General features: G+C 31.1%; 27 protein-coding genes and 1 other annotated feature. Of the genes, 25 read left to right on the top strand and 2 right to left on the bottom strand.

Translation table 11 applies throughout. The annotated features are described in order from the left end of the window. Positions 1-11 precede the first annotated feature (11 nt). From yihA to LFT63_RS00965, 8 genes are all read left to right on the top strand, one after another. The gene (gene yihA, locus LFT63_RS00930) at positions 12-599 is read left to right on the top strand and encodes a ribosome biogenesis GTP-binding protein YihA/YsxC (RefSeq protein ID WP_017638197.1); all 588 of its coding nucleotides are present in this window, start codon (positions 12-14) and stop codon (positions 597-599) included. 190 nt (positions 600-789) lie between these two features. After that, positions 790-2,136 (top strand): glutamyl-tRNA reductase, encoded by a 1,347-nt coding sequence (gene hemA / locus LFT63_RS00935; RefSeq protein WP_017638196.1) that lies wholly within the window; start codon positions 790-792, stop codon positions 2,134-2,136. A 21-nt stretch (positions 2,137-2,157) separates the two neighbouring features. Beyond that, positions 2,158-2,970: a cytochrome c biogenesis protein gene (locus LFT63_RS00940; protein ID WP_340767772.1), complete on the top strand. Its 813-nt coding sequence runs from the start codon at positions 2,158-2,160 to the stop codon at positions 2,968-2,970. A 70-nt stretch (positions 2,971-3,040) separates the two neighbouring features. Further along, positions 3,041-3,967 carry a hydroxymethylbilane synthase gene (hemC, locus tag LFT63_RS00945; protein ID WP_029055680.1) on the top strand — a complete coding sequence of 309 codons (927 nt, stop codon included), beginning with the start codon at positions 3,041-3,043 and terminating at the stop codon, positions 3,965-3,967. Positions 3,968-3,988: 21 nt separating this feature from the next. After that, positions 3,989-4,669, top strand: coding sequence for a uroporphyrinogen-III synthase (locus LFT63_RS00950; protein ID WP_029055681.1), 681 nt, complete (start codon positions 3,989-3,991; stop codon positions 4,667-4,669). Continuing rightward, entirely contained in the window at positions 4,659-5,633 is a 975-nt protein-coding gene (hemB, locus tag LFT63_RS00955) for a porphobilinogen synthase (protein WP_070453943.1), read from the top strand. Before LFT63_RS00950 ends, hemB begins: the two co-directional genes overlap by 11 nt. A gap of 31 nt (positions 5,634-5,664) precedes the next feature. Beyond that, the gene (gene hemL / locus LFT63_RS00960; RefSeq protein WP_029055683.1) at positions 5,665-6,951 is read left to right on the top strand and encodes a glutamate-1-semialdehyde 2,1-aminomutase; all 1,287 of its coding nucleotides are present in this window, start codon (positions 5,665-5,667) and stop codon (positions 6,949-6,951) included. Between the two features lie 162 nt (positions 6,952-7,113). Further along, entirely contained in the window at positions 7,114-8,178 is a 1,065-nt protein-coding gene (locus LFT63_RS00965) for an AbrB family transcriptional regulator (RefSeq protein WP_029055684.1), read from the top strand. A gap of 67 nt (positions 8,179-8,245) precedes the next feature. Here LFT63_RS00965 and LFT63_RS00970 read toward each other — a convergent pair whose 3' ends face one another. Then, entirely contained in the window at positions 8,246-8,803 is a 558-nt protein-coding gene (locus tag LFT63_RS00970) for a DNA-3-methyladenine glycosylase I (RefSeq protein WP_340767774.1), read from the bottom strand. A 57-nt stretch (positions 8,804-8,860) separates the two neighbouring features. Then, positions 8,861-9,112: a binding site (T-box leader), on the top strand. 47 nt (positions 9,113-9,159) lie between these two features. Here LFT63_RS00970 and LFT63_RS00975 point away from each other — a divergent pair. The 5 genes from LFT63_RS00975 (at position 9,160) to LFT63_RS00995 (ending at position 14,994) form a co-directional block, all read left to right on the top strand. After that, positions 9,160-11,790 (top strand): valine--tRNA ligase, encoded by a 2,631-nt coding sequence (locus tag LFT63_RS00975; RefSeq protein ID WP_340767775.1) that lies wholly within the window; start codon positions 9,160-9,162, stop codon positions 11,788-11,790. A gap of 11 nt (positions 11,791-11,801) precedes the next feature. Further along, a complete protein-coding gene (locus LFT63_RS00980; protein ID WP_340767777.1) occupies positions 11,802-13,067 on the top strand; it encodes a bifunctional folylpolyglutamate synthase/dihydrofolate synthase in 1,266 nt (421 codons plus the stop codon). Between the two features lie 186 nt (positions 13,068-13,253). Beyond that, positions 13,254-13,964: a prepilin peptidase gene (locus LFT63_RS00985; RefSeq protein ID WP_081772608.1), complete on the top strand. Its 711-nt coding sequence runs from the start codon at positions 13,254-13,256 to the stop codon at positions 13,962-13,964. Next, positions 13,961-14,644: a RadC family protein gene (radC, locus tag LFT63_RS00990; protein ID WP_017637600.1), complete on the top strand. Its 684-nt coding sequence runs from the start codon at positions 13,961-13,963 to the stop codon at positions 14,642-14,644. The genes LFT63_RS00985 and radC overlap by 4 nt, the downstream gene beginning before the upstream one ends. 68 nt (positions 14,645-14,712) lie before the next feature. After that, positions 14,713-14,994, top strand: coding sequence for a hypothetical protein (locus LFT63_RS00995; RefSeq protein ID WP_070453924.1), 282 nt, complete (start codon positions 14,713-14,715; stop codon positions 14,992-14,994). Between the two features lie 65 nt (positions 14,995-15,059). On the opposite strand, the gene LFT63_RS01000 is transcribed toward LFT63_RS00995, so the two are convergent. Next, positions 15,060-15,239: a hypothetical protein gene (locus tag LFT63_RS01000; RefSeq protein WP_029055694.1), complete on the bottom strand. Its 180-nt coding sequence runs from the start codon at positions 15,237-15,239 to the stop codon at positions 15,060-15,062. A gap of 160 nt (positions 15,240-15,399) precedes the next feature. Here LFT63_RS01000 and LFT63_RS01005 point away from each other — a divergent pair, with 160 nt between their 5' ends. From LFT63_RS01005 to queA, 12 genes are all read left to right on the top strand, one after another. Beyond that, on the top strand, positions 15,400-15,870 hold the full coding sequence (locus LFT63_RS01005; protein WP_017637049.1) for a DUF4930 family protein: 471 nt from the start codon (positions 15,400-15,402) through the stop codon (positions 15,868-15,870). Between the two features lie 83 nt (positions 15,871-15,953). Beyond that, on the top strand, positions 15,954-16,112 hold the full coding sequence (locus LFT63_RS01010; protein ID WP_017637050.1) for a hypothetical protein: 159 nt from the start codon (positions 15,954-15,956) through the stop codon (positions 16,110-16,112). A gap of 328 nt (positions 16,113-16,440) precedes the next feature. Beyond that, positions 16,441-17,283 (top strand): rod shape-determining protein MreC, encoded by an 843-nt coding sequence (gene mreC, locus LFT63_RS01015; protein ID WP_029055695.1) that lies wholly within the window; start codon positions 16,441-16,443, stop codon positions 17,281-17,283. Beyond that, the gene (gene mreD, locus LFT63_RS01020) at positions 17,283-17,804 is read left to right on the top strand and encodes a rod shape-determining protein MreD (RefSeq protein WP_017637052.1); all 522 of its coding nucleotides are present in this window, start codon (positions 17,283-17,285) and stop codon (positions 17,802-17,804) included. The genes mreC and mreD overlap by 1 nt, the downstream gene beginning before the upstream one ends. Positions 17,805-18,084: 280 nt before the next feature. Further along, complete coding sequence (rplU, locus tag LFT63_RS01025; RefSeq protein ID WP_002451794.1) at positions 18,085-18,393, top strand: 50S ribosomal protein L21; 309 nt, start codon at positions 18,085-18,087, stop codon at positions 18,391-18,393. 2 nt (positions 18,394-18,395) lie between these two features. After that, complete coding sequence (locus LFT63_RS01030) at positions 18,396-18,716, top strand: ribosomal-processing cysteine protease Prp (RefSeq protein WP_029055696.1); 321 nt, start codon at positions 18,396-18,398, stop codon at positions 18,714-18,716. Between the two features lie 11 nt (positions 18,717-18,727). Beyond that, positions 18,728-19,012 (top strand): 50S ribosomal protein L27, encoded by a 285-nt coding sequence (rpmA, locus tag LFT63_RS01035; RefSeq protein WP_017637055.1) that lies wholly within the window; start codon positions 18,728-18,730, stop codon positions 19,010-19,012. 153 nt (positions 19,013-19,165) lie between these two features. Further along, the gene (gene obgE, locus LFT63_RS01040; RefSeq protein ID WP_340767779.1) at positions 19,166-20,458 is read left to right on the top strand and encodes a GTPase ObgE; all 1,293 of its coding nucleotides are present in this window, start codon (positions 19,166-19,168) and stop codon (positions 20,456-20,458) included. 11 nt (positions 20,459-20,469) lie between these two features. Continuing rightward, the gene (locus LFT63_RS01045) at positions 20,470-20,925 is read left to right on the top strand and encodes an ACT domain-containing protein (protein WP_017637057.1); all 456 of its coding nucleotides are present in this window, start codon (positions 20,470-20,472) and stop codon (positions 20,923-20,925) included. A gap of 16 nt (positions 20,926-20,941) precedes the next feature. Further along, positions 20,942-21,544 (top strand): Holliday junction branch migration protein RuvA, encoded by a 603-nt coding sequence (gene ruvA / locus LFT63_RS01050; protein WP_017637058.1) that lies wholly within the window; start codon positions 20,942-20,944, stop codon positions 21,542-21,544. 34 nt (positions 21,545-21,578) lie between these two features. Beyond that, a complete protein-coding gene (gene ruvB, locus LFT63_RS01055; protein ID WP_340767780.1) occupies positions 21,579-22,583 on the top strand; it encodes a Holliday junction branch migration DNA helicase RuvB in 1,005 nt (334 codons plus the stop codon). A gap of 1 nt (position 22,584) precedes the next feature. Next, entirely contained in the window at positions 22,585-23,610 is a 1,026-nt protein-coding gene (queA, locus tag LFT63_RS01060) for a tRNA preQ1(34) S-adenosylmethionine ribosyltransferase-isomerase QueA (RefSeq protein ID WP_340767781.1), read from the top strand. The last annotated feature ends 20 nt before the right edge of the window (positions 23,611-23,630 follow it).

Here is a 23,630-nt window from a genome sequence, read left to right on the forward strand (position 1 = left end):
GAGGATCACCAATGAAAATTAATCCTAATAATATAGATTTAATTATAAGTGCTGTCAAAGAAGAACAGTACCCAGAAACAGAAGTACCAGAAGTTGCATTAAGCGGACGTTCAAATGTGGGGAAATCATCATTTATTAATAGTATGATAGGTCGTAAAAACATGGCAAGAACTTCACAACAACCTGGTAAAACTCAAACATTAAATTTCTTTAATATCGATGACCAGCTTGTGTTTGTAGATGTGCCCGGTTACGGATATGCGAAAGTAAGTAAAGTACAACGTGAAAAATTCGGCAAAATGATTGAAGAATATTTAACAACACGTCAAAAATTACAACTCGTTATCCAACTTGTTGATTTGAGACATAATCCAACTGAAGATGACGTGCTCATGTATAATTATTTAAAACACTTTGATATACCGACGCTAATTATATGTACTAAAGAAGATAAAATTCCTAAAGGGAAAGTACAAAAGCATTTAATTAATATTAAACATAAATTAGATTTAGAAGATGGCGATACGATTGTAAGTTATTCTTCTGTCAAAAATAATAAACAACAACAAATTTGGGATCTTATCGAGTCTTATTTATAATTACTTTAAATATTCACATAAACATTTCTATATATACAATATTTTTATGAGATTTAAAGAAATTAGTAACAATTTTGACAAAAAATTGAATGTAGATTAGAATCTTTCTAATTTATTTGAGCAATCGACTTAATAAAAGATTCAAATGTGTTATACTTGTGTTATTGTAAGTATATGGAGGGCGTTATAAATGCATTTTATAGCAATAAGCATTAATCATCGAACTGCTGATGTAGCACTAAGAGAGCAGGTTGCTTTTAGAGATGATGCCTTACGATTAGCCCATGAAGATTTATATGAAACTAAATCCATCTTAGAAGATGTTATTTTATCTACATGCAATCGTACTGAAGTATACGCCGTTGTTGATCAAATCCATACAGGTCGTTATTACGTCCAAAGATTTTTAGCACGTAAATTTGGATTTGAAGTAGATGATATTAAAGATATGTCAGAAGTTAAAGTGGGGGACGAAGCAGTAGAACATCTATTGCGAGTTACTTCTGGATTAGATTCTATTGTACTTGGTGAAACACAAATTCTTGGTCAAATGCGAGATGCATTTTTCTTAGCTCAAGAAACAGGTACAACAGGAACAATTTTTAATCATTTATTTAAACAGGCAATTACTTTTGCTAAAAAAGCGCATAGTGAAACTGATATTGCAGATAATGCTGTTAGTGTTTCATATGCAGCTGTTGAATTAGCTAAAAAGGTATTCGGAAAACTAAAACATAAACAAGCTGTCATTGTTGGTGCAGGGGAAATGAGTGAACTATCACTCTTAAATCTTTTAGGATCAGGAATTACAGATATAACTATTGTTAATAGAACTTTGAGTAAAGCTAAAACTTTAGCTGAAAAACATCAAGTTAACTATCAATCTTTAGATGAATTACCAACTTTATTACAACATGCTGATATTGTTATCAGTTCTACAAGCTCAGAATCATATATCATTACCAACGATATGATTGAATCTATTGCTAATCATCGTAAATTAGATTCTTTATTACTCGTTGATATTGCAGTTCCACGAGACATAGAACCAGGTATTGATGCCATTAACAATATTTTCAACTACGACGTAGATGATTTAAAAGGACTCGTAGATGCGAACTTAAGAGAACGTCAGTTAGCTGCACAAACTATTGTTGAGCAAATACCTAGTGAGATTGAAACTCATAATGATTGGGTAAATATGTTAGGTGTGGTACCAGTTATTAGAGCATTACGTGAAAAAGCAATGAATATTCAATCTGAGACTATGGATAGTATTGATAGAAAGTTACCTGATTTATCAGAAAGAGAAAGAAAAATCATTTCTAAACATACGAAAAGTATTATTAACCAAATGTTAAAAGATCCTATTAAGCAGGCTAAAGAATTAAGTAGTGATAAGAAAAGTAACGAAAAATTAGAGCTCTTTCAAAGCATTTTTGACATAGAAGCTGAAAATCCTTATGAACAAGCAAGACAGCACAAAGAAAGTAAGGCTAAAGAAATTTCGGCTCGTCGAATTTTTAGTTTTGAATAAGCATATTAATATGGTGATGATATGCAAGAAAACCTGTTTATTAGATTTCATGAAATAATATTAATTATATATTTGATAAGCATTGTTTGCTATTTTCTAGATTTTGTACGTAAAAGTCATAAGATTAGAGTATTTGGCATGTATACATTAGGGATTGTTTGGGTTTTACAAACAATCTCTTTATCTGTTTTTATTATACAAACAAAACATGTGCCATTAGGTTCTTTATTCGACGTATTTTTCTCGTTGACGTGGATTATTATTTCAATATCACTGATTTTGAATTTAATAAAAACATTAAATTTTTCTGTTTTCTTTTTAAATTTAATTGGTTTTATCCTTATGGCAATGATTACGTTTGAACCTAACAGATATCATAGCCAAGTTCAGCAAATTGCAGTAATCAATGAATTATTACTTGTTCATATAGGTTTAGCTATATTGAGTTATGCCTTTTTTGCACTAGCATTTGTAAATTGTTTACTTTATATCATTCAATATCGTAATTTAAAAGAAAAGAATTTTGATCAAAAATACTTTAGAATCGGAAGTGTAGCCACACTTGAATCTATTGTATTTTTTACAACTTTAACAGGTTGGATTATACTCATAATTAGTATTATTTTAGGCGCTCAATGGGGTGTTTTCTCTGTAGGAGAACGAATCTTTATTGATCCTAAAGTTATCTTTTCAACTATCATTACAATATTGTATGGTATTTATTTAATATTTAGAGTGAGAAAAGTTTTCATTCAAAGATATCTTATATACTTTAATATTATTTTATTCTGTTTATGCATGATTAATTTGTTTTTTACTACTCATTTCTCATAATTAATAGTAGTTAAAATTAATAGCATTGAAATATATAATAAGATTGAGTGATTGTTTAGGAGGCAGCAAAATGCGTAAGTTAGTGGTTGGATCTCGAAGAAGTAAACTAGCCTTAACACAAAGTCAACAATTTATAGATAAGTTGAAACAAGTACGACCTGACTTAGATATAGAAATTAAAGAAATAGTAACTAAAGGTGACCGTATTGTTGATAAACAGTTATCTAAAGTTGGTGGCAAAGGTTTATTTGTTAAAGAAATCCAAAACGAATTATTCAATAAAGAAATAGATATGGCTATACATTCTTTAAAAGACGTTCCAAGTATTATTCCAGAAGGACTGACATTAGGATGTATTCCTGATAGAGAAATTCCATTTGATGCATATATTTCTAAAGATCATACTCCTCTAAGAGAGTTGCCAGAAGGAAGCATCGTTGGAACAAGTTCGTTAAGAAGAGGTGCTCAAATTTTAGCCAAATATCCACATTTAGAAATAAAATGGATTAGAGGTAATATTGATACACGTCTAAAAAAATTAGAAACCGAAGATTATGATGCAATTATACTTGCCGCTGCTGGATTAAAACGTATGGGTTGGTCAGATGATATAGTGACAACTTATTTAGATAAAGATATTTTACTTCCAGCCATTGGTCAAGGTGCATTAGGTATTGAATGTAGAAGCGATGATGCTGAATTGTTAGAGCTTTTAAAAGAAGTTCATAACGAAGATGTAGAAAAATGTGTGACTGCTGAAAGAACATTTTTAGCTGGGATGGATGGTAGTTGCCAAGTTCCTATCGGTGGCTATGCTACGATTAATGGCAGTAAAGAAATAGAATTCACAGGATTAATCATGACACCTGATGGTACTGAACGATATGAACATACTGCTATAGGTACTTCTCCAGTAGAACTTGGTAGAGAAGTTAGTCGTGTTTTAAAAGAACAAGGTGCTTATGAAATTATTAGGAAATTAAATGAAGAACAATAATCTTCGAGGTGACACTTAAAAATGAGACCAGTTGTAGTTATGACACAAACAAGTAAATTTCAAAGTGATTTGGTTGAGATTATTCATAAACCATTTATAGAAATACAATCACTTTATTTTGATGAAAACTTGTTAAAAAATAACTATGACTGGCTTATTTTTTCGTCTAAAAATGCAGTCAAATATTTTTTAAAATATATGAATTTGGTAAATTATCAAAAGGTAGCTGCAATAGGTAAAAAAACTGCTGAATATTGTCAATCATTAGATATATCAGTAGATTTCATTCCAATTGATTATTCACAAGAAGGATTTATAAATCAATTCTCAGAACACAATCAAAAGATACTTTTACCTTCAAGTAAACAAGCTAGACCGTATTTATATGATGAGTTATCAAAAACAAATGATGTAGTTAAAATTGATTTGTATGAACCTATACCTAATTATCAAAATATCAAAGAAGTGAAATCTCTAATCAATAATCACAAAATTGATGCTTTAACATTTTCAAGTTCGTCTTCAGTGCGTTATTATTTTAATGAAGACCCGATACCTAAGTTTGATCATTACTTTGCAATTGGTAAGCAAACGGCTGAAACACTTCATTCTTTTAATCAAACAGTAAAGATTGCAAATAAACAAACATTAGCGTCGATAATAGATAAAATATTAGAAAGTAGGGACAAAAATGAAATTTGATAGACATAGAAGATTACGTTCTTCTCGAACAATGCGAGATATGGTGCGAGAAACACATGTTAGAAAAGAAGATTTAATTTATCCTATATTTGTAGTTGAAAAAGATGACGTGAAAAGTGAAATTAAATCACTACCAGGTATATATCAAATAAGCTTGAATTTATTACACGAAGAAATAAAAGAAGCTTATGATTTAGGTATTAGAGCAATTATGTTCTTCGGTGTACCTAATGAAAAAGATGATGTTGGTTCTGGTGCATATGATCATAATGGTGTTATTCAAGAAGCAACTAGAATAGCTAAAAAAATGTACAGTGATTTATTAATCGTTGCAGACACATGTTTATGTGAATATACAGACCATGGCCATTGTGGCGTCATTGATGATCATACTCATGATGTTGATAATGATAAATCATTACCTTTATTAGTTAAAACAGCTATTTCTCAAGTAGAAGCAGGTGCAGACATCATAGCACCAAGTAATATGATGGATGGCTTTGTAGCAGAAATTAGACAAGGATTAGATGATGCAGGATATCAAAATGTACCAATTATGAGTTATGGTATTAAATATGCATCAAGTTTCTTCGGTCCGTTTAGAGATGCAGCTGATTCTGCTCCTTCATTTGGAGACCGTAAGACATATCAAATGGATCCTGCCAATCGTTTAGAAGCACTTAGAGAATTAGAAAGTGATTTAAAAGAAGGTTGTGACATGATGATTGTTAAACCAGCTTTAAGTTACTTAGATATTGTTCGCGATGTTAGAAATAATACTAATATTCCTGTTGTTGCATATAATGTAAGTGGGGAATATAGTATGACAAAAGCAGCTGCTTTAAATGGTTGGATTGATGAAGAAAAAGTAGTTATGGAACAAATGGTTTCAATGAAACGTGCTGGTGCAGATATGATTATTACTTACTTTGCTAAAGATATTTGCCAGTATTTAGATAAATAACCAAATGATTAATAAAGAGGAGGCAAATACAATGGGATATGAAAAATCAATTAAAGCAATGGAAGTTGCTGAAGACTTAATGCCAGGTGGTGTTAATAGCCCGGTTCGTGCTTTTAAATCAGTAGATACACCAGCTATTTTTATGGATCATGCAGAAGGTTCAAAAATATACGATATAGATGGTAATGAATATATTGACTATGTACTTAGTTGGGGACCACTTATTTTAGGTCATAAAAATAAACAAGTTATTGAAAATCTTCACAAAGCTGTAGATAATGGTACGAGCTTCGGTGCTTCAACATTACAAGAAAATAAATTAGCGCAATTAGTAATTGATCGAGTTCCATCAATTGAAAAAGTTAGAATGGTATCATCAGGAACTGAAGCAACATTAGATACGTTAAGATTAGCACGTGGTTATACAGGACGTAATAAAATAGTTAAATTTGAAGGGTGCTATCATGGTCATAGTGATTCATTATTAATTAAAGCAGGGTCAGGCGTTGCTACATTAGGTTTACCAGATTCACCTGGTGTACCAGAAGGTATCGCTAAAAATACTATCACAGTTCCTTATAATGATCTTGAATCTTTACGTCTTGCTTTTGAAAAATATGGTGATGACATTGCGGGTATCATCGTTGAACCAGTAGCAGGTAATATGGGTGTTGTTCCTCCAGTTGAAGGATTTTTACAAGGTCTAAGAGATATAACTAATGAATATGGTTCTCTGTTGATATTTGATGAAGTTATGACTGGTTTTAGAGTAGGTTATAATTGTGCTCAAGGATATTTTGGTGTAACACCTGATTTAACATGTTTAGGTAAAGTTATTGGTGGAGGTTTACCAGTAGGCGCATTTGGTGGTAAAAAAGAAATAATGGATCAAATAGCTCCTGTAGGAAATATTTATCAAGCGGGTACTTTATCAGGTAATCCTTTAGCAATGACAAGTGGCTACGAAACTTTAAGTCAATTAAGACCAGAATCATATGATTATTTCAATGAATTAGGTGACTTACTTGAAAAAGGACTAAAAGAAGTGTTTGCAAAACATAATGTTCCAATTACTGTTAACCGCGCAGGTTCAATGATTGGATACTTCCTAAATGAAGGTCCAGTTACAAACTTCGAACAAGCAAATAAAAGTGACTTAAAATTATTTAGTGAGATGTATAGAGAAATGGCAAAAGAAGGCGTATTCTTACCACCATCTCAATTTGAAGGTACATTTTTATCAACTGCACATACTAAAGAAGATATTGAAAAAACAATTCAAGCCTTTGATAACTCATTAAGTCGAATTGTAAAATAACTAACTATTTAAACATAGAAATTGAAGTTTTGAATTATTTTAAAAGAGCCATACTTTTTGCTAAGCAAATGAGTATGGCTCGTTTAATATATAGCTAGTATTGGTATAATAAAATAACGTAATTATAATAAATCCTGATACTTTAATAAAGGTAGTGTGTGAATGAAAACAATATATATAAATAACCTGATAATATTGGTATTATCTGTGTTGATAAGTTTGCTTCTAAAAGTATCACATATCTTATTGCCATTTATGTTCGGTCCTATCATAGCCGCCATTTTATGTATTAAAGTATTTAAATTAGATATAAAATGGCCATTTTGGTTAAGCCAAATCGGATTGATTTGTTTAGGTGTACAAATTGGTTCTACTTTTACTAGAACTGTAATAAAAGATATTCAAGCAAGCTGGTTTTCAATTGTAATAGTGTCAGTATTATTATTAGTATTAGCATTATTAATTGCTTATTTCTTTAAAAAAATAGCTAAAGTTAATACTGAAACGGCTATATTGAGTGTGATTCCAGGAGCATTGAGCCAAATGTTAGTCATGGCTGAAGAAGATAAAAAAGCGAACATACTAGTAGTGAGTTTAACGCAAACATCACGTATTATATTTGTAGTCATCTTAGTCCCATTAATTTCATATTTCTTTAAAAACGATCAAAGTAGTGAAGGACATATAGTTAAAGCGCAACCGCTAACTCATGTACTAAATTTTTGGCAAGTTTGTATATTAATTGTCTCCATTATTTTAGTATATTGGCTAATGACAAAAATTAATTTTCCTACAAAACAGTTATTAGCACCAATTGTTGTATTAATTATATGGAATATATCTACTGATATTACTTTTGCATTAGACAACTGGTTGCTCGCTTCTGCACAAGTAATCTATATGATTAGAATAGGCTTACAAATTGCAAGACTACTTTCAGATTTAAAAGGAAGAATTGCGGTTGCTATTGCATTTCAAAATATAATGCTCATTATAGCTGCATTTATAATGGTATGTGTATTACATCTATTCACGCATGATTCTATTAATGAATTATTCCTAGGGGCTGCTCCAGGAGGTATGAGTCAGATAGTATTGGTTGCTATCGAAACTGGTGCAGATGTAGCTATGATTTCAAGTTATCATATATTTAGAATCTTTTTTATATTATTTTTAATAGCGCCTTTAATCAATTATTTCCTAAAATATAGAGCTAGACAGCAATAAATTATAATAAGCGCATATAAATGGTGTGATTGTATACCAATTATATGCGCTTATATATTATATCTAATTAATGCTTAGGTTTTTGAGGACAGTCTTTTAAATGTGCATCATATAGACCTGCAGCTTCTAAAAATGAAAATACTGTGACTGGACCTAGAAATTTAAATCCGTATTTCTTTAAATCTTTAGAAAGTTGAGTTGCACGTTCATCAACGGTAATTCGATCTTCAGGAACTTCATATCCCAAATCTATAGGTTTACCATCAACATATGACCATAAATAGTCACTAAAGCTACCATAATCTTGTTCAATTTTTAAATAACCTTTAGCTTGGCCAATAATAGCTTCTATTTTTTTACGGTTATGAATAATATTAGGAAAATCCATTAATCTATCGACATCATCTTCAGTCATTGATGCAACTTTTTCAGGTTCAAATTGATAAAAAGCTTCCTCATACGATGCTTTCTTTTTTAATATAGTAAGCCAGGACAGTCCAGCATGTTGAGATTCTAAGGCTAATAATTTAAATAAATCTTTGCTATCATACATGGGGTGTCCCCATACTTGATCATGATATTCAATATAAATAGGATCTTTAGTACCAAAGGCACAAGGGTTCATAAAATTCCTCCTAATAGATTGACTTATGTGAATTTCCATTATACTATAATTAAGTAAATGAATATAATGTTTGGGAAGAGTAGGTTTTAATTACTTATTAGAGAGTGTATGGTTGGTGAAAATACATAGATAATTGTTACTGAAGGTAGCCCACTAAGTTCTTTTGCTGAATAGATGTATCGATAGTAGGCAAAAGCGTGTTTGAGCGTTAATCAATTCTAGAGTGCTCGAAAGTATAGGATAAGATAAAATCTTAATCTAAAATACTTTCTTGAATATAGGTGGTACCACGGAACATCCGTCCTATGATAATAGGAAGGGTGTTCTTTTTTATTTTTTGAGGAGGAAACAACAATATGGAAATGAAACCAAAATATAATCCACGCGAAGTAGAAGCGGGAAGATATGATGAATGGGTGAAAAATGGTTACTTTAAACCATCAGAAGATACAAATAAAGAAACTTACACAATAGTAATTCCACCACCTAATGTGACCGGTAAATTACATTTAGGTCATGCTTGGGATACTACATTACAAGATATTATTACACGTATGAAACGTATGCAAGGATATGACACGTTATATTTACCAGGTATGGACCATGCCGGAATTGCTACTCAAGCTAAAGTTGAAGCTAAACTTAATGAACAAGGTATTTCTCGTCATGATATCGGTCGTGAGAAATTTTTAGAACAAGCTTGGGATTGGAAAGAAGAATACGCTTCATTTATTCGCCAACAATGGTCTAAATTAGGACTTGGACTTGATTATAGTAGAGAACGTTTTACTTTAGATGATGGCTTAAGTAAAGCTGTTAAAAAAGTATTCGTAGATCTTTATAATAAAGGTATTATCTATAGAGGAGAACGTATTATTAACTGGGATCCTCAAGCGCGTACTGCATTATCTGATATTGAAGTTATCCATGAAGATGTTCAAGGTGCGTTTTATCATTTTAAATATCCATATGCAGACGGCGATGGATATATTGAAATTGCAACGACTCGACCAGAAACAATGTTAGGTGATACAGCGATTGTTGTTAACCCTAATGATGAAAGATATAAAGATGTTATAGGGAAAAAAGTTATATTACCAATTGTGGGAAGAGAACTACCTATTTTAGCAGATGAATATGTCGATATTGAATTTGGTTCTGGTGCAATGAAAGTAACACCTGCACATGATCCTAATGACTTCGAAATTGGTCAACGTCATGATTTAGAAAACATCATCGTTATGGATGAAAAAGGTCATATGAATGATAAAGCTGGAAAATATGAAGGACTTGAAAGATTCGAATGTCGTAAACAACTAGTTGAAGATTTAAAAGAGCAAGATTTAGTTATTAAAATTGAAGAGCACGAACATTCAGTAGGACATTCTGAAAGATCTGGTGCTGTAGTCGAACCATATTTATCAACACAATGGTTTGTAAAAATGAAGCCATTAGCACAACGTGCGTTAGATAATCAAAAAACTGATGATCGTATCGATTTTTATCCTCCTAGATTTGAAAATACTTTTAATCGTTGGATGGAAGAAATTCGTGATTGGACTATTTCAAGACAATTATGGTGGGGCCACCAAATTCCTGCTTGGTATCATAAAGAAACAGGTGAAATTTTTGTAGGTGAAAGTGCGCCAGAAGATATTGAGAACTGGACTCAAGATGAAGATGTTTTAGATACATGGTTCTCAAGTGCGCTATGGCCGTTTTCAACTTTAGGTTGGCCAGATACTGATGCTGATGATTTTAAACGTTATTTCCCTACCAATGCGCTTGTAACTGGTTATGATATTATTTTCTTCTGGATAGCTCGTATGATTTTCCAAGGTCTTGAATTCACAGATCGTAGACCTTTTAATGATGTTCTATTACATGGTTTAGTTAGAGCAGAAGATGGACGCAAAATGAGTAAGTCTCTTGGTAATGGTGTAGACCCAATGGATGTTATCGATGAATATGGGGCAGACAGTTTAAGATACTTCCTAGCTACTGGTTCAGCACCAGGACAAGATTTGCGTTATTCAACAGAAAAAGTTGAATCTGTATGGAATTTTATTAATAAAATTTGGAATGCAGCACGATTTAGTTTAATGAATATTGGGGAAGAATTTAATGTTGAAGATATCGATTTATCTGGTAACTTATCTTTAGCAGATAAATGGATTTTAACTAGATTAAATGAAACGATTGCGACAGTGACTGATTTAAGTGATAAATATGAATTCGGTGAAGTAGGTCGTGCGTTATATAACTTCATTTGGGATGAGTTCTGTGATTGGTATATTGAAATGAGTAAAATACCAATGAATGGTGAAGATGAAGAACAAAAACAAATAACACGTTCTGTACTAAGTTATGTATTAGATCGTATTATGAGAATGTTGCATCCATTTATGCCATTTGTTACTGAAAAAATTTGGCAAAGCTTGCCTCATGAAGGAGAAACAATTGTTAATGCAGCATGGCCTACAGTAAACCAAGAATTAATGTTTGATGATAGTAAACAAACGATGCAACAACTAGTTGAGATTATTAAATCAGTAAGACAATCACGAGTTGAAGTTAATACACCTTTATCTAAAGCGATACCAATTATGATTCAAGCTAAAGATGAAAATATTAAATCAACACTTACTGAAAATGCTGATTACATTGAACGATTCTGTCATCCTAGTGAATTAAATATAGATGTGAATATCGAAATTCCTGAAAAAGCTATGACTTCTGTAGTATTAGCAGGCAAAGTCATTTTACCTTTAGAAGGATTAATTGATATGGATAAAGAAATTGCTCGTTTAGAAAAAGAATTAGATAAATTGCAAAGTGAACTTGACCGAGTAGATAAGAAATTAGCCAACGAAAACTTTGTAAATAAAGCACCCGAAAAAATTATTAATGAAGAAAAAGAAAAGCAAAAGCATTATAAAGAAAAATATGATGGTGTTAAAGCAAGAATTGAACAATTAAAATCATAGGAGTATGTGTCATGAATTACCTTGAAAGCCTTTATTGGATACATGAAAGAACGAAGTTTGGCATCAAACCAGGCGTGAAACGTATGGAATGGATGTTAGAAAAACTAAATAATCCTCAAGATAATATAAAAGGAATACATGTTGGTGGTACGAATGGCAAAGGTTCAACTGTGGCTTATTTAAGATCAGCATTGGTTGAGAATAATTATGAAGTAGGGACTTTTACTTCTCCTTATATCGAAACATTTAATGAGCGTATAAGTTTAAATGGCCAACCAATTACAAATGACGAGATTGTTGAACTTGTCTCTCGTGTAAAACCTGTAAGTGAAACTTTAGAACTAGAAACTGAGCTTGGTAATGCAACAGAATTTGAAATTATTACAACGATGATGTTTTTATATTTTGGAGAAATACACCCTGTTGATTTTGTTATTATCGAAGCGGGCTTAGGTATAAAAAATGATTCAACGAATGTATTTAATCCAATTATTTCTATTTTAACGAGTATAGGTTTAGATCATACTGATATTTTAGGAAATAGTTATTTAGATATAGCTAAAGATAAAGGTGATATCATTAAACCTAATACACCGATAATATATTCTGTGAAAAACGAAGATGCTTTGAAATATATTCGTGACTATGCAGTTGAACAAAATGCAACACCTATTGAACTGGATAGAGACATTGTTGTAGTTTCTCAAGACGATGAATTTACTTATAGATATAAAGATTATGAATTAGAAACTATCATTTTAAATATGCTAGGTGATCATCAGAAAGAAAATGCTGCATTAGCAATAACTGCACTAATTGAATTAAATGAAGCAGGCATTATTGAATTAGACTTTAACAAAATGATAGATGGCATCGAAAATGTAAACTGGGTAGGCAGAATTGAACAAGTTAAAGATCAACCTTTAATGATTATTGATGGTGCCCATAATAATGAAAGTGTAGAAGCATTAATTGATACTATTAAATATTATTATGGCAGAGATCAAATTGATATATTATTTTCAGCAATTAAAGGTAAACCTATTAGTGACATGTTAGATAAATTGGAAGAAATTGCTTCTAAATTTTACGTGACTGATTTTAATTTTCCTAAAGCTTTAGCAAAAGAAGAAATCATCGAGAATAAAAACATTGAAAATGTTGAATTAGTTGATGATTATACGAAGTTTATTGAAAATTATAATGGACATGGTCTCGTCATTACTGGTAGTTTATATTTTATAAGTGAAGTTAAAGCTAGATTAAATTTTGAATAAATAAGTAAGTTGCAGTATTATCCTTATATTTTAAGAGGCTTTATTAAACTGTCGATACAAATTAAAAATTGTATCGACAGTTTTTTGTATATTAATTTTATAGAGGTTGTTTATGTATTATATAACTATTAAATAATATTTACTTATTTTATTGTTGTGATATAATGTATTTGAAAGGGGTGCTTAATGTTAGTTTATGCTTTTTTCTCTTCGATACTATTTAGTTTTTTATATCAGTTTTCGACGATAGATAAAGTACAATTACAATATTTAATATCAAGATCAACATGTGATTATTGCAAAACAACTATTAAATATATTGATTTAATTCCAATTTTTAGTTTTCTCATACTTAGAGGTACTTCAAGGTGCTGCCATAAACGTTTGAAATATAATTATATAATTGGTGAGATCCTAGCACTGCTTCCCATACCATTGATTTATTACAATGTAATCCATACTAATCCCCAAATATATTTAACAATCTATCTATTTTTATTAATTATGTCTCTCAATGATATAGATTATTTCTCTATTAATATTCATTTTTTGATTACGTTCTTACTTATATTGTTCTTCACAAATCACACTTTTCCACATTCATTCTTTTTAACTTTTATCATTAGTCATATTTGCTATTTTATTATCCATCAATATATTGGATATGGTGACATTCTTCTCTTTAATATACTCTCTTTATTTTTACCTATTGAATATATATTTTACATTGTACTTTTCACTTTCATAATTGGAGGATTCATTTCAATCTTCATTAAAATCTTCTTGAATCCCAATATCACTCGCATTCCGCTTATTCCATTTATATTTTTATCATTTATTTTTGTATCTAGTTACTTTCCACTATTGAATGATTTTTTAGGAGGAATATTTATATGAAAATCAAAGAAATGGCAACATCAGAGAAACCTAGAGAACGTTTACTTACTTATGGTACTGACACTCTATCAAATTCTGAATTGTTAGCTATATTAATTAATACTGGTAGAAAAGGGTTTTCAAGTATTGATATAGCAAATGAATTATTAAGTCATACATCGTCACTTAAAGATTTAAAAAAACTTTCTATTAAAGACTTAATTAAAGTGAAGGGGATAGGTTATTATAAAGCGATTACTTTGAAAGCAGCATTTGAATTAGGTGAAAGAATGAATCGTTTATCTCATCATGAATCCGTAAAAATAACTTGTCCAAGTGATGTAGCAGATTTAATGATGTCTAAATTAAAGGATTTAGAACAGGAACATTTTTATGTTTTATTGTTAAATTCAAAAAACGTGGTTATTAAGCAAAAATGTGTTTTTATAGGAACTTTGAACAGTTCTATCATACATCCTAGAGAAATATTTAATGTTGCAATTAAAGAATCGTGCAATGCTATGATAGTTGTTCATAATCATCCGTCAGGTGATGTGACACCTTCAGAAGAAGATATTAATACTACGTTTAGATTAAGGGAATGTGGTGTGATTTTAGGAATACATTTATTAGACCATATTATTATTGGTGATAACCAGTTCACAAGTTTAGTAGAGTTAGGGTATTTTGAAGAAGAATAAACTGTTTCTAGAATTAATTTTTAATGAATAGTATAATAAGAGAAAAGATAAGCCAGGAGGTCATTTAAATGACTATATTTCTTATAATTGGTGTATTGATTCCAATTATATTTATTATGCGATTAAATGCTAAAAACCAAGCTATGAATTTGAAATTATTTTTACACACAATTGGTTATTCTGTAGTCGGAATAGTAATTACAACAACTATCGGAACAATGGTAACGAAATCCCACAATTCCATTTTACTTGTCATTATTGGATCTATTATAGTTGGTGTAATTTGGGGAGTATTACTTGCATTAAGTTATATTTTCTTTAATTTTTTATCAAATACGTTTAAAAAATAACTTAAAAAAATAAGCTATGAAGATTGAACATCACAATAAAACTGTTCATTTTCATAGCTTTTATATTATTGAATATAAGCGATTAAATTATCATAATTATCCATAAGCCATACAATACCTTGATAAACAAGATACAAACATAAAATGATAATACCAGCTGATATTAAAAATCTTAATATTGATACACCTACTCTAAAGAGTAAGATAACAAGTAATACAATCAGTATGATTGATAATAAACTCATAAAGGAAACCTCCTAACAGCATGAAACTCATATTTATATCATAATAAATTTTAATAAATAAGACATCAGTCTATAGATATATCTATGATACAACCCTAGCCCTATATATTTTTACGTTGTGATTATATATAATAGTTTAAATGGAAAGGGAGGATATATAATGAGATTCATATTTAGCATAATAAAAAACATTATAGCAGTCATTGCCATTTTAATCATTATTTATATCGCATTAAAGTATGCGCCATTTTTAAGAGATCAAGAATGGAACCCTATAAGTAATCCTCCAAATCAAACAGAAAGAAATATGGATAACCCTGTTAATAATTCTAAACAACCACAACATGGTAAGCGTTATTCACTCGAAGATAATGATATTATTAAAAACGTACCGACAAGTCAAATAAAGAATGTATTTAATATGATAGATAAAAAAGAATTTATGTCAGTATCAGGTATAGGTAGAATGGGCTACAATGATGAATATTTAGCAGGCCAAAGAGGAGACGAATTTATTATATATAAATTTGGATCTGATTCTATCAGAGTTTATAATAATGAATTTGAAATGCAACAAGATTTACATGAATTAGGTCAAAATATTGAATTGAAAAATAATCAAGCTTATTAACATTAATTGTAGTGTATGTTTGAAATCATGCTCCAAATGAGTTAGCCTTTATATATAGAGTAATAAAAAGGTTGGTGTGGACAATGGTCGAAAAATCTAAAGAACAACGTGCCAACGAACAAACTAAAGCTCAAAATCTATTTGCTCGTTGGAGAAAAGAAGAAACATTATATAGTGAAGATGAGAAAAAAGAACGTAAAGAACAAGAAAAACAAGCAAAACAACAAAAAAATAATGAGTAATTAATTAGAAATAATTTGCTTTTAAGCTGCTGACTTTAATTAAGTTAGTAGCTTTTTTATTATTTTTAACTAATAATTGGCTTGAAATATTATGTATAGAAGAAAAATGAGTTACATACCGTTTTATATACAAACTAATCAATGTTAACAAACATTAAAAAGACTAAAGCTAGAGCAAAACGCATCTTGAGAGATTTATTTTATTTTTTTAATCTTACGCATTAATAAAATTACTTTTTAATGAGAGTTAGTGCTTTATTTCATTTCAGCAGTAATATAGAATAGTAAAGAAGAATAAATTTTTAAAGTATTATAAGAGGTGTTATGGGTGCTTAAATTTTTCAAAAATAACAAACTCATTGTTGTTTTATGTGCAATAATTGTTTTTATTGCATTAATTGGTTTGTCTATTCGCTCTCAATCTCAATCACCTCCCGAGCAATATGTAGGGGATTCTGTATCTTTCGGGCAACGACTGATAAGTTATCCTGTGAATTTTGTTACTGGAGCTATTGGTAATTTTTTTAATCAGGGTGAATCAAAGGAAACGAAGAATAAAATTAAACAATTAGAAGCCAAAAATCAACAATTAGAGGCTGAAAATAAGAAGTTTAAAAAAGAACTAGATATGAAAGATATATCTAAATATGATCCGATATCTACAACAGTTATTTCTAGAAATCCGGATCAATGGATGAATACGATTGTAATTGATAAAGGATCAAAAGCTGGAATTAAAAATAACATGGCAGTTATGACTTCAGAAGGACTTGTTGGTAGAACAACTAAAGTTAACCAATTTTCTTCACAAGTAGATTTAATATCAACAAATACACGTGCTGGTAAACTATCTGTGAATATTCAACATAAATCTAAAAATGTATTTGGATTAATCGATCACTATGATGCAAAAAACGAAGAGCTAGTTATTAGTGATATCAATAATAAAGATAGTATCTCTAAGGGAGATAAAGTAGTCACTAGTGGTTTAGCCGATCAACTTCCAAGCAGTTTATACATAGGAGAAGTTACAAGTGTTGAAAATGACCAATATGGTTTAGCAAAAGAAGTAAGAGTGAAAACAGGTGCAGATTTATCTGATTTAAATCATGTATATGTTGCAAAACGTGATGCTTCAACAATTCCCGATGACGAAAGCGGGGATAACTAATGCGGGGAATTTATTATTTCTTAATTGGGATTATTTTATTCTATATAGATACAGTGATAGGAATAGTAATCCCAATACATTTCGGTAAAATTGACGTGATATTTGTGCCACACTTAACTTTAATGTATTTATTAATTTTAACGATATACCGAGGTTTTGGTGTAGCTGTTATACTTGCGATATTCTTCGGCCTTATTACTGACTTGTATTTAGGAAGCATTTACGGATTGTATATGTTTGGTTACATTTTAGCAGTAGTAATTATGGATAGACTCTTTAAAATATTTTACAGAGACACAGTGATGTTGTTCATTGTAATTCTATTAAGTACTATATTTTTAGAAATTTATGTTGCCATTATTTATGGTGTAATAGGGTTTATCCAATTTAACCTATTGGAGTTCTTATTATTAAGATTACTACCAACATTCATTCTTAATTTAATATTGTTAATTATTTTGTATCCTATTATGTTAAAGTTTATGAGAAAAATTCAAAACAAGATTGACAGTAGAATATAACTAATGGTAAGATGCAGTAGTTGAGTAGTTTCAAGCTACATACAACCGCTCAAATATAGGTTTAAGTACAAATTGATTTGAAGTGAATTGAACGCTTTACTCAAGTTAAAAGTCATTAGAAAGAAAGCGATTGACAATCGAGGCGTTGAAATAAGTGAGAGATGAGTTTATTTAGATAAATGATTCGAATCACGAATGAAACAACGAAGAGTGCGAACGCTTTACTTAATGACAATGTCACCTATTTATGGCGTGACTTATAATATAGGAGGTGCAAAGTATGTTTGCTATTATTGAAACAGGTGGAAAACAAATCAAAGTAGAAGAAGGACAAGAAATTTACGTTGAAAAATTAGACGTAAACGAAGGTGATTCTTTCACATTTGATAAAGTATTATTTGTAGGTGGAGATTCAGTTAAAGTTGGTGCGCCAACTGTTGAAGGTGCTACTGTTACAGCTACTGTTAATAAAAACGGTCGCGGTAAAAAAATCACTGTATTCACTTACAAACGTCGTAAAGACTCTAAACGTAAAAAAGGCCATCGTCAACCATATACTAAATTAACTATCGATAAAATTAACGCGTAATTATGATTACTGTTGATATTACAGTTAATGATGAAGGCAAAGTAACAGATGTCGTTATGGATGGCCATGCTGATCATGGTGAATATGGTCATGACATCGTCTGTGCTGGAGCTTCAGCAGTATTATTTGGTAGTGTTAATGCTATTATGGGATTGACTACTGAAAAGCCAGATATCGATTATGACGATGATGGTGGTCATTTTCATATAAGAAGTGTTGATACAGATAACGATGAAGCACAATTAATTCTTAAAGCAATGCTTGTATCTTTACAAACAATTGAAGAAGAATATAATGAAAATATCAGATTAAATTATAAGTGAGGTGTATCCCGATGTTAAAATTAAACTTACAGTTCTTCGCATCTAAAAAAGGGGTAAGTTCTACAAAAAACGGACGTGACTCTGAATCAAAACGTTTAGGTGCTAAACGTGCTGACGGTCAATACGTTACAGGTGGTTCAATTCTTTATCGCCAACGTGGTACTAAAATTTACCCTGGTGAAAATGTAGGTCGTGGTGGCGATGATACATTATTCGCTAAAATCGACGGCGTTGTTAAATTTGAACGCAAAGGTCGCGACAAAAAACAAGTTTCTGTATATACAGTAGCTGAATAATTTTGTCTAGATAACACCAGAAGTGAAGACTTCTGGTGTTTTATTTTGTTTAAAAAGTCAATTTTTGGTAGAACTAAAATTTTTCTACAAATACACTTAATGATATAATTAAAAAGATAATGAAAACTAATTTAAGTAAAAGAGGTGAGATATATGTTTGTCGATCAGGTCAAAATATCTCTTAAAGCAGGAGATGGCGGTAATGGTATTACTGCATATAGAAGAGAAAAATACGTACCATTTGGTGGACCAGCAGGTGGAGACGGCGGCAAAGGTGCTTCAGTAATATTTGAAGTAGATGAAGGTTTAAGAACTTTATTAGACTTTAGATATCAAACACACTTTAAAGCAAAAAAAGGTGATAATGGTCAAAGCAGTAATATGCACGGTAGAAATGCTGAAGATTTGGTTTTAAAAGTACCACCTGGCACTATTGTTAAAAGCATAGAAACTGAAGAAGTACTTGCAGACCTTGTAGAAGATGGTCAAAGAGCAATTGTAGCTAAAGGTGGTCGTGGTGGTCGTGGGAATTCGCGATTTGCTACACCTAGAAACCCAGCACCAGACTTCAGTGAAAAAGGTGAACCTGGTGAAGAAATTGATGTAACTTTAGAACTGAAGTTACTAGCAGACGTTGGTCTAGTCGGTTTCCCTAGTGTAGGAAAATCAACATTGCTATCAATTGTATCTAAAGCTAAACCTAAAATTGGCGCGTATCATTTTACAACAATTAAACCTAATTTAGGTGTTGTATCAACACCAGATAACAGAAGTTTCGTTATGGCAGATTTACCTGGTTTAATAGAAGGTGCGTCAGACGGAGTTGGATTAGGTCATCAATTTTTACGTCATGTTGAACGAACTAAAGTTATCGTTCATATGATTGATATGAGTGGTTCGGAAGGCAGAGATCCTGTTGAGGACTATCATGTGATAAACAAAGAATTAGTTGCATATAAACAACGTTTAGAAGATAGACCACAAATTATTGTTGCTAATAAAATGGATATGCCAGATGCTGAAGATAATTTAGAGTTATTTAAAGAAGAAGTAGGTACTGAACACACGATTATCCCACTTTCAGCTGTTTCTAGAAATAACATCGATCAATTACTTTATACAATTGCTGATCAATTAGATAAAGTGAAAGATATTGATTTCTCAGTTGAAGAAGATGACAATGTCGGTGTTAACAGAGTTGTATATAAACATACTCCTTCTCAAGATACATTCACTATTACTAGAGATGATGATGGTGCTTATGTTGTTAGTGGCAATGCTATTGAAAGAACATTCAAGATGACAGACTTTAATAGTGATCCAGCCGTACGTAGATTTGCTAGACAAATGCGTTCTATGGGTATTGATGATGCACTTAGAGCAAGAGGTTGTAGTAATGGAGATATTGTAAGAATTCTTGGTGGAGAATTTGAATTTATAGAATAGGAGTGCGAAAGATGGACAATAAAGAATATAAGAAATTTTATCTTATTCGCGAAGACGTTTTACCAGAATCAGTAATTAAAACGCTGAAAATTAAAGATGCTTTGAAAAATAATTCTGAGTTGTCCATCTATGATGCTGTAAAACAATACGGTTTATCAAGAAGTGCTTTCTATAAGTATAGAGAAACTATATTTCCAGTTGATGAAAAATTATTAGATCATCGAGAATTTACATTAATTTTATATGTTAATGATATTGTTGGAATGTTGGCTCAAGTATTAAATACAATTTCTCAATTAGAATTATCAGTACTTACAATTCACCAAAGTGTACCTATGGAAGATAAAGCGACGATTACTCTATCATTAAATGCGTCTTCATCTGAACTTATGATTGATGATGTAATAAAAGCATTAAGAGAAATCGAACATGTTTCCAAAGTTGAATTGATAAGCATGAGTATGTAAATAAGGAAGTGCTAAAATGTACGCGTATATTAAAGGGCAGTTAACACAGTTGTTCCCAACACATGTTGTTGTTGATGTAAACGGAGTAGGTTATGAGATTCAGACACCTAATTCATACCGTTTTCAAAAATATTTAGATAATGAAGTTCAAATATATACGTCATTAATTGTTAGAGAAGACGCTCAATTACTTTATGGTTTCATTAATGAAGAAGAGAAAGATATGTTCTTAAGTTTAATTAAGGTGACTGGTATTGGTCCTAAGTCAGCATTAGCTATACTTGCTACTAGTACGCCTAATGAAGTAAAACAAGCAATTGAAAACGAAAATGATACGTATTTAACTAAGTTTCCAGGCATTGGTAAAAAAACTGCTCGACAAATCGTGTTAGATTTAAAAGGTAAAGTTCAAATCACTGAAGAAAATAGTGAAACATTATTGAACATTACTTCTAACTCTACAGATAATGAACCTATGATTAAGGAAGCAATGTTGGCTTTAGAAGCATTAGGTTACTCAAAACGTGAATTATCTAAAGTAGAAAAGGTTTTAAAACAATCTAATATCAATTCTGTTGATGAAGCAGTTAAAATCGGTCTACAAACGTTGGTTTCTTAATTACCTAATTTAACAAATGAAAGGGGGAAATGATATGGATGAAAGAATGGTCGATCAATCTGTACATAGTGAAGAATCTGACTTCGAATTATCTTTACGACCTACGAAATTAAAACAATATATTGGTCAATCTTCTATCAAAAGTAATTTAGAGGTATTTATAAAAGCAGCTAAATTAAGAGAAGAACCTTTAGATCATGTTCTATTATATGGTCCCCCAGGATTAGGTAAAACTACGTTATCTAATATTATTGCTAATGAAATGGAAGTTAATATTAGAACGGTTCCTGGACCTTCTTTAGAACGTCCAGGGGATCTGGCTGCTATTCTTTCTGGTTTACAACCAGGAGATGTACTTTTTATAGACGAAATACATCGTTTAAGTAGTGTAGTTGAAGAAGTATTGTATCCGGCCATGGAAGATTTTTTCCTAGATATTATTATAGGAAAAGGTGATGAAGCACGTAGTATACGTATCGATTTACCGCCGTTTACACTCGTAGGTGCGACTACAAGAGCAGGTAGTTTAACAGGTCCGCTAAGAGATCGATTTGGAGTACATTTAAGATTAGAATACTATAATGAAGCAGATTTGAAGGAAATCATTATAAGAACAGCTGAGGTACTAGGAACAGACATTGATAATGAAAGTGCCATTGAATTAGCTAAGCGTTCTAGAGGTACACCTCGTGTAGCAAACCGTTTATTAAAAAGAGTAAGAGATTTCCAACAAGTTAATGAAGATGATCAAATATATATTGAAACTACAAAACGCGCATTAAAATTATTACAAGTAGATGATTATGGCTTAGATTATATTGATCATAAGATGATGAACTGTATTTTAAATCAATATAAAGGTGGACCAGTGGGCTTAGATACGATTGCTGTCTCTATTGGAGAAGAACGTATTACTATAGAAGATGTATATGAACCTTTCTTAATTCAAAAAGGATTTTTAGAACGTACACCACGCGGTAGAAAAGCAACACCTTTAGCGCATGAACATTTTAGTCATAATAATGAAATGAGGGAGTAAGTTGAATATTGAAGATTTCGACTATGATTTACCTGAATCTCTAATTGCGCAAACACCTTTAAAAAATAGAGACCAAAGTAGATTATTAGTTTTAGATAGAAATACAGGTGACATGGAACATCTTCACTTCAGAGATATAATCAATTATTTTGAACCGGGAGATACGTTAGTATTAAACGATACTAGAGTAATGCCAGCTAGACTTTTTGGTTTGAAAGAAGAAACAGGTGCCAAAGTTGAAATGCTTATGTTAACGCAAATTGAAGGCAATGATTGGGAAGTTCTATTAAAACCAGCTAAGCGTATCAAAGTTGGTAATAAACTTAACTTTGGAGAAGGCAAAATTATAGCTGAGTGTATTGAAGAGTTAGAACAAGGTGGCAGAATTATGCGCTTGCATTATGATGGCATTTTACAAGAACGATTGGATGAACTAGGTGAGATGCCTTTACCACCTTATATTAAGGAACGCTTAGATGATCCAAACAGATATCAAACTGTTTATGCTAAAGAAAGCGGTTCTGCTGCAGCGCCAACTGCCGGGTTACACTTTACTGATAGTTTATTAGAAGCTATCAAAGAAAAAGGTGTGAATATAGCATTTATCACTTTGCATGTTGGACTTGGAACATTTAGACCAGTTAGTGTAGATAATATCGATGATCACGAAATGCATAGTGAATATTATCAAATGACACAGCAAACTGCAGATTTATTAAATGAGACAAAAGCAAAAGGTCATCGAATCATTTCTGTTGGAACGACTTCAACCAGAACACTAGAAACAATACGTAGAGATCACTCTGAATTTGTAGAAAAAAGTGGTTGGACAGATATCTTTATCTATCCTGGATTTGAATACAAAGCTATAGATGGTCTGATCACTAACTTCCATTTACCAAAATCAACGCTAGTCATGTTAGTGTCAGCGTTTAGTAGTAGACAGTACATTTTGAATGCATACAAAAAAGCAGTAGAAATGGAATATAGATTCTTTAGTTTTGGAGATGCAATGTTAATTATATAAAAGAATGTGAGGATATATTT

The sequence above is a fragment of the Staphylococcus sp. FSL H8-0121 genome (assembly GCF_038008425.1).
GTDB classification, from domain to species: domain Bacteria; phylum Bacillota; class Bacilli; order Staphylococcales; family Staphylococcaceae; genus Staphylococcus; species Staphylococcus pasteuri.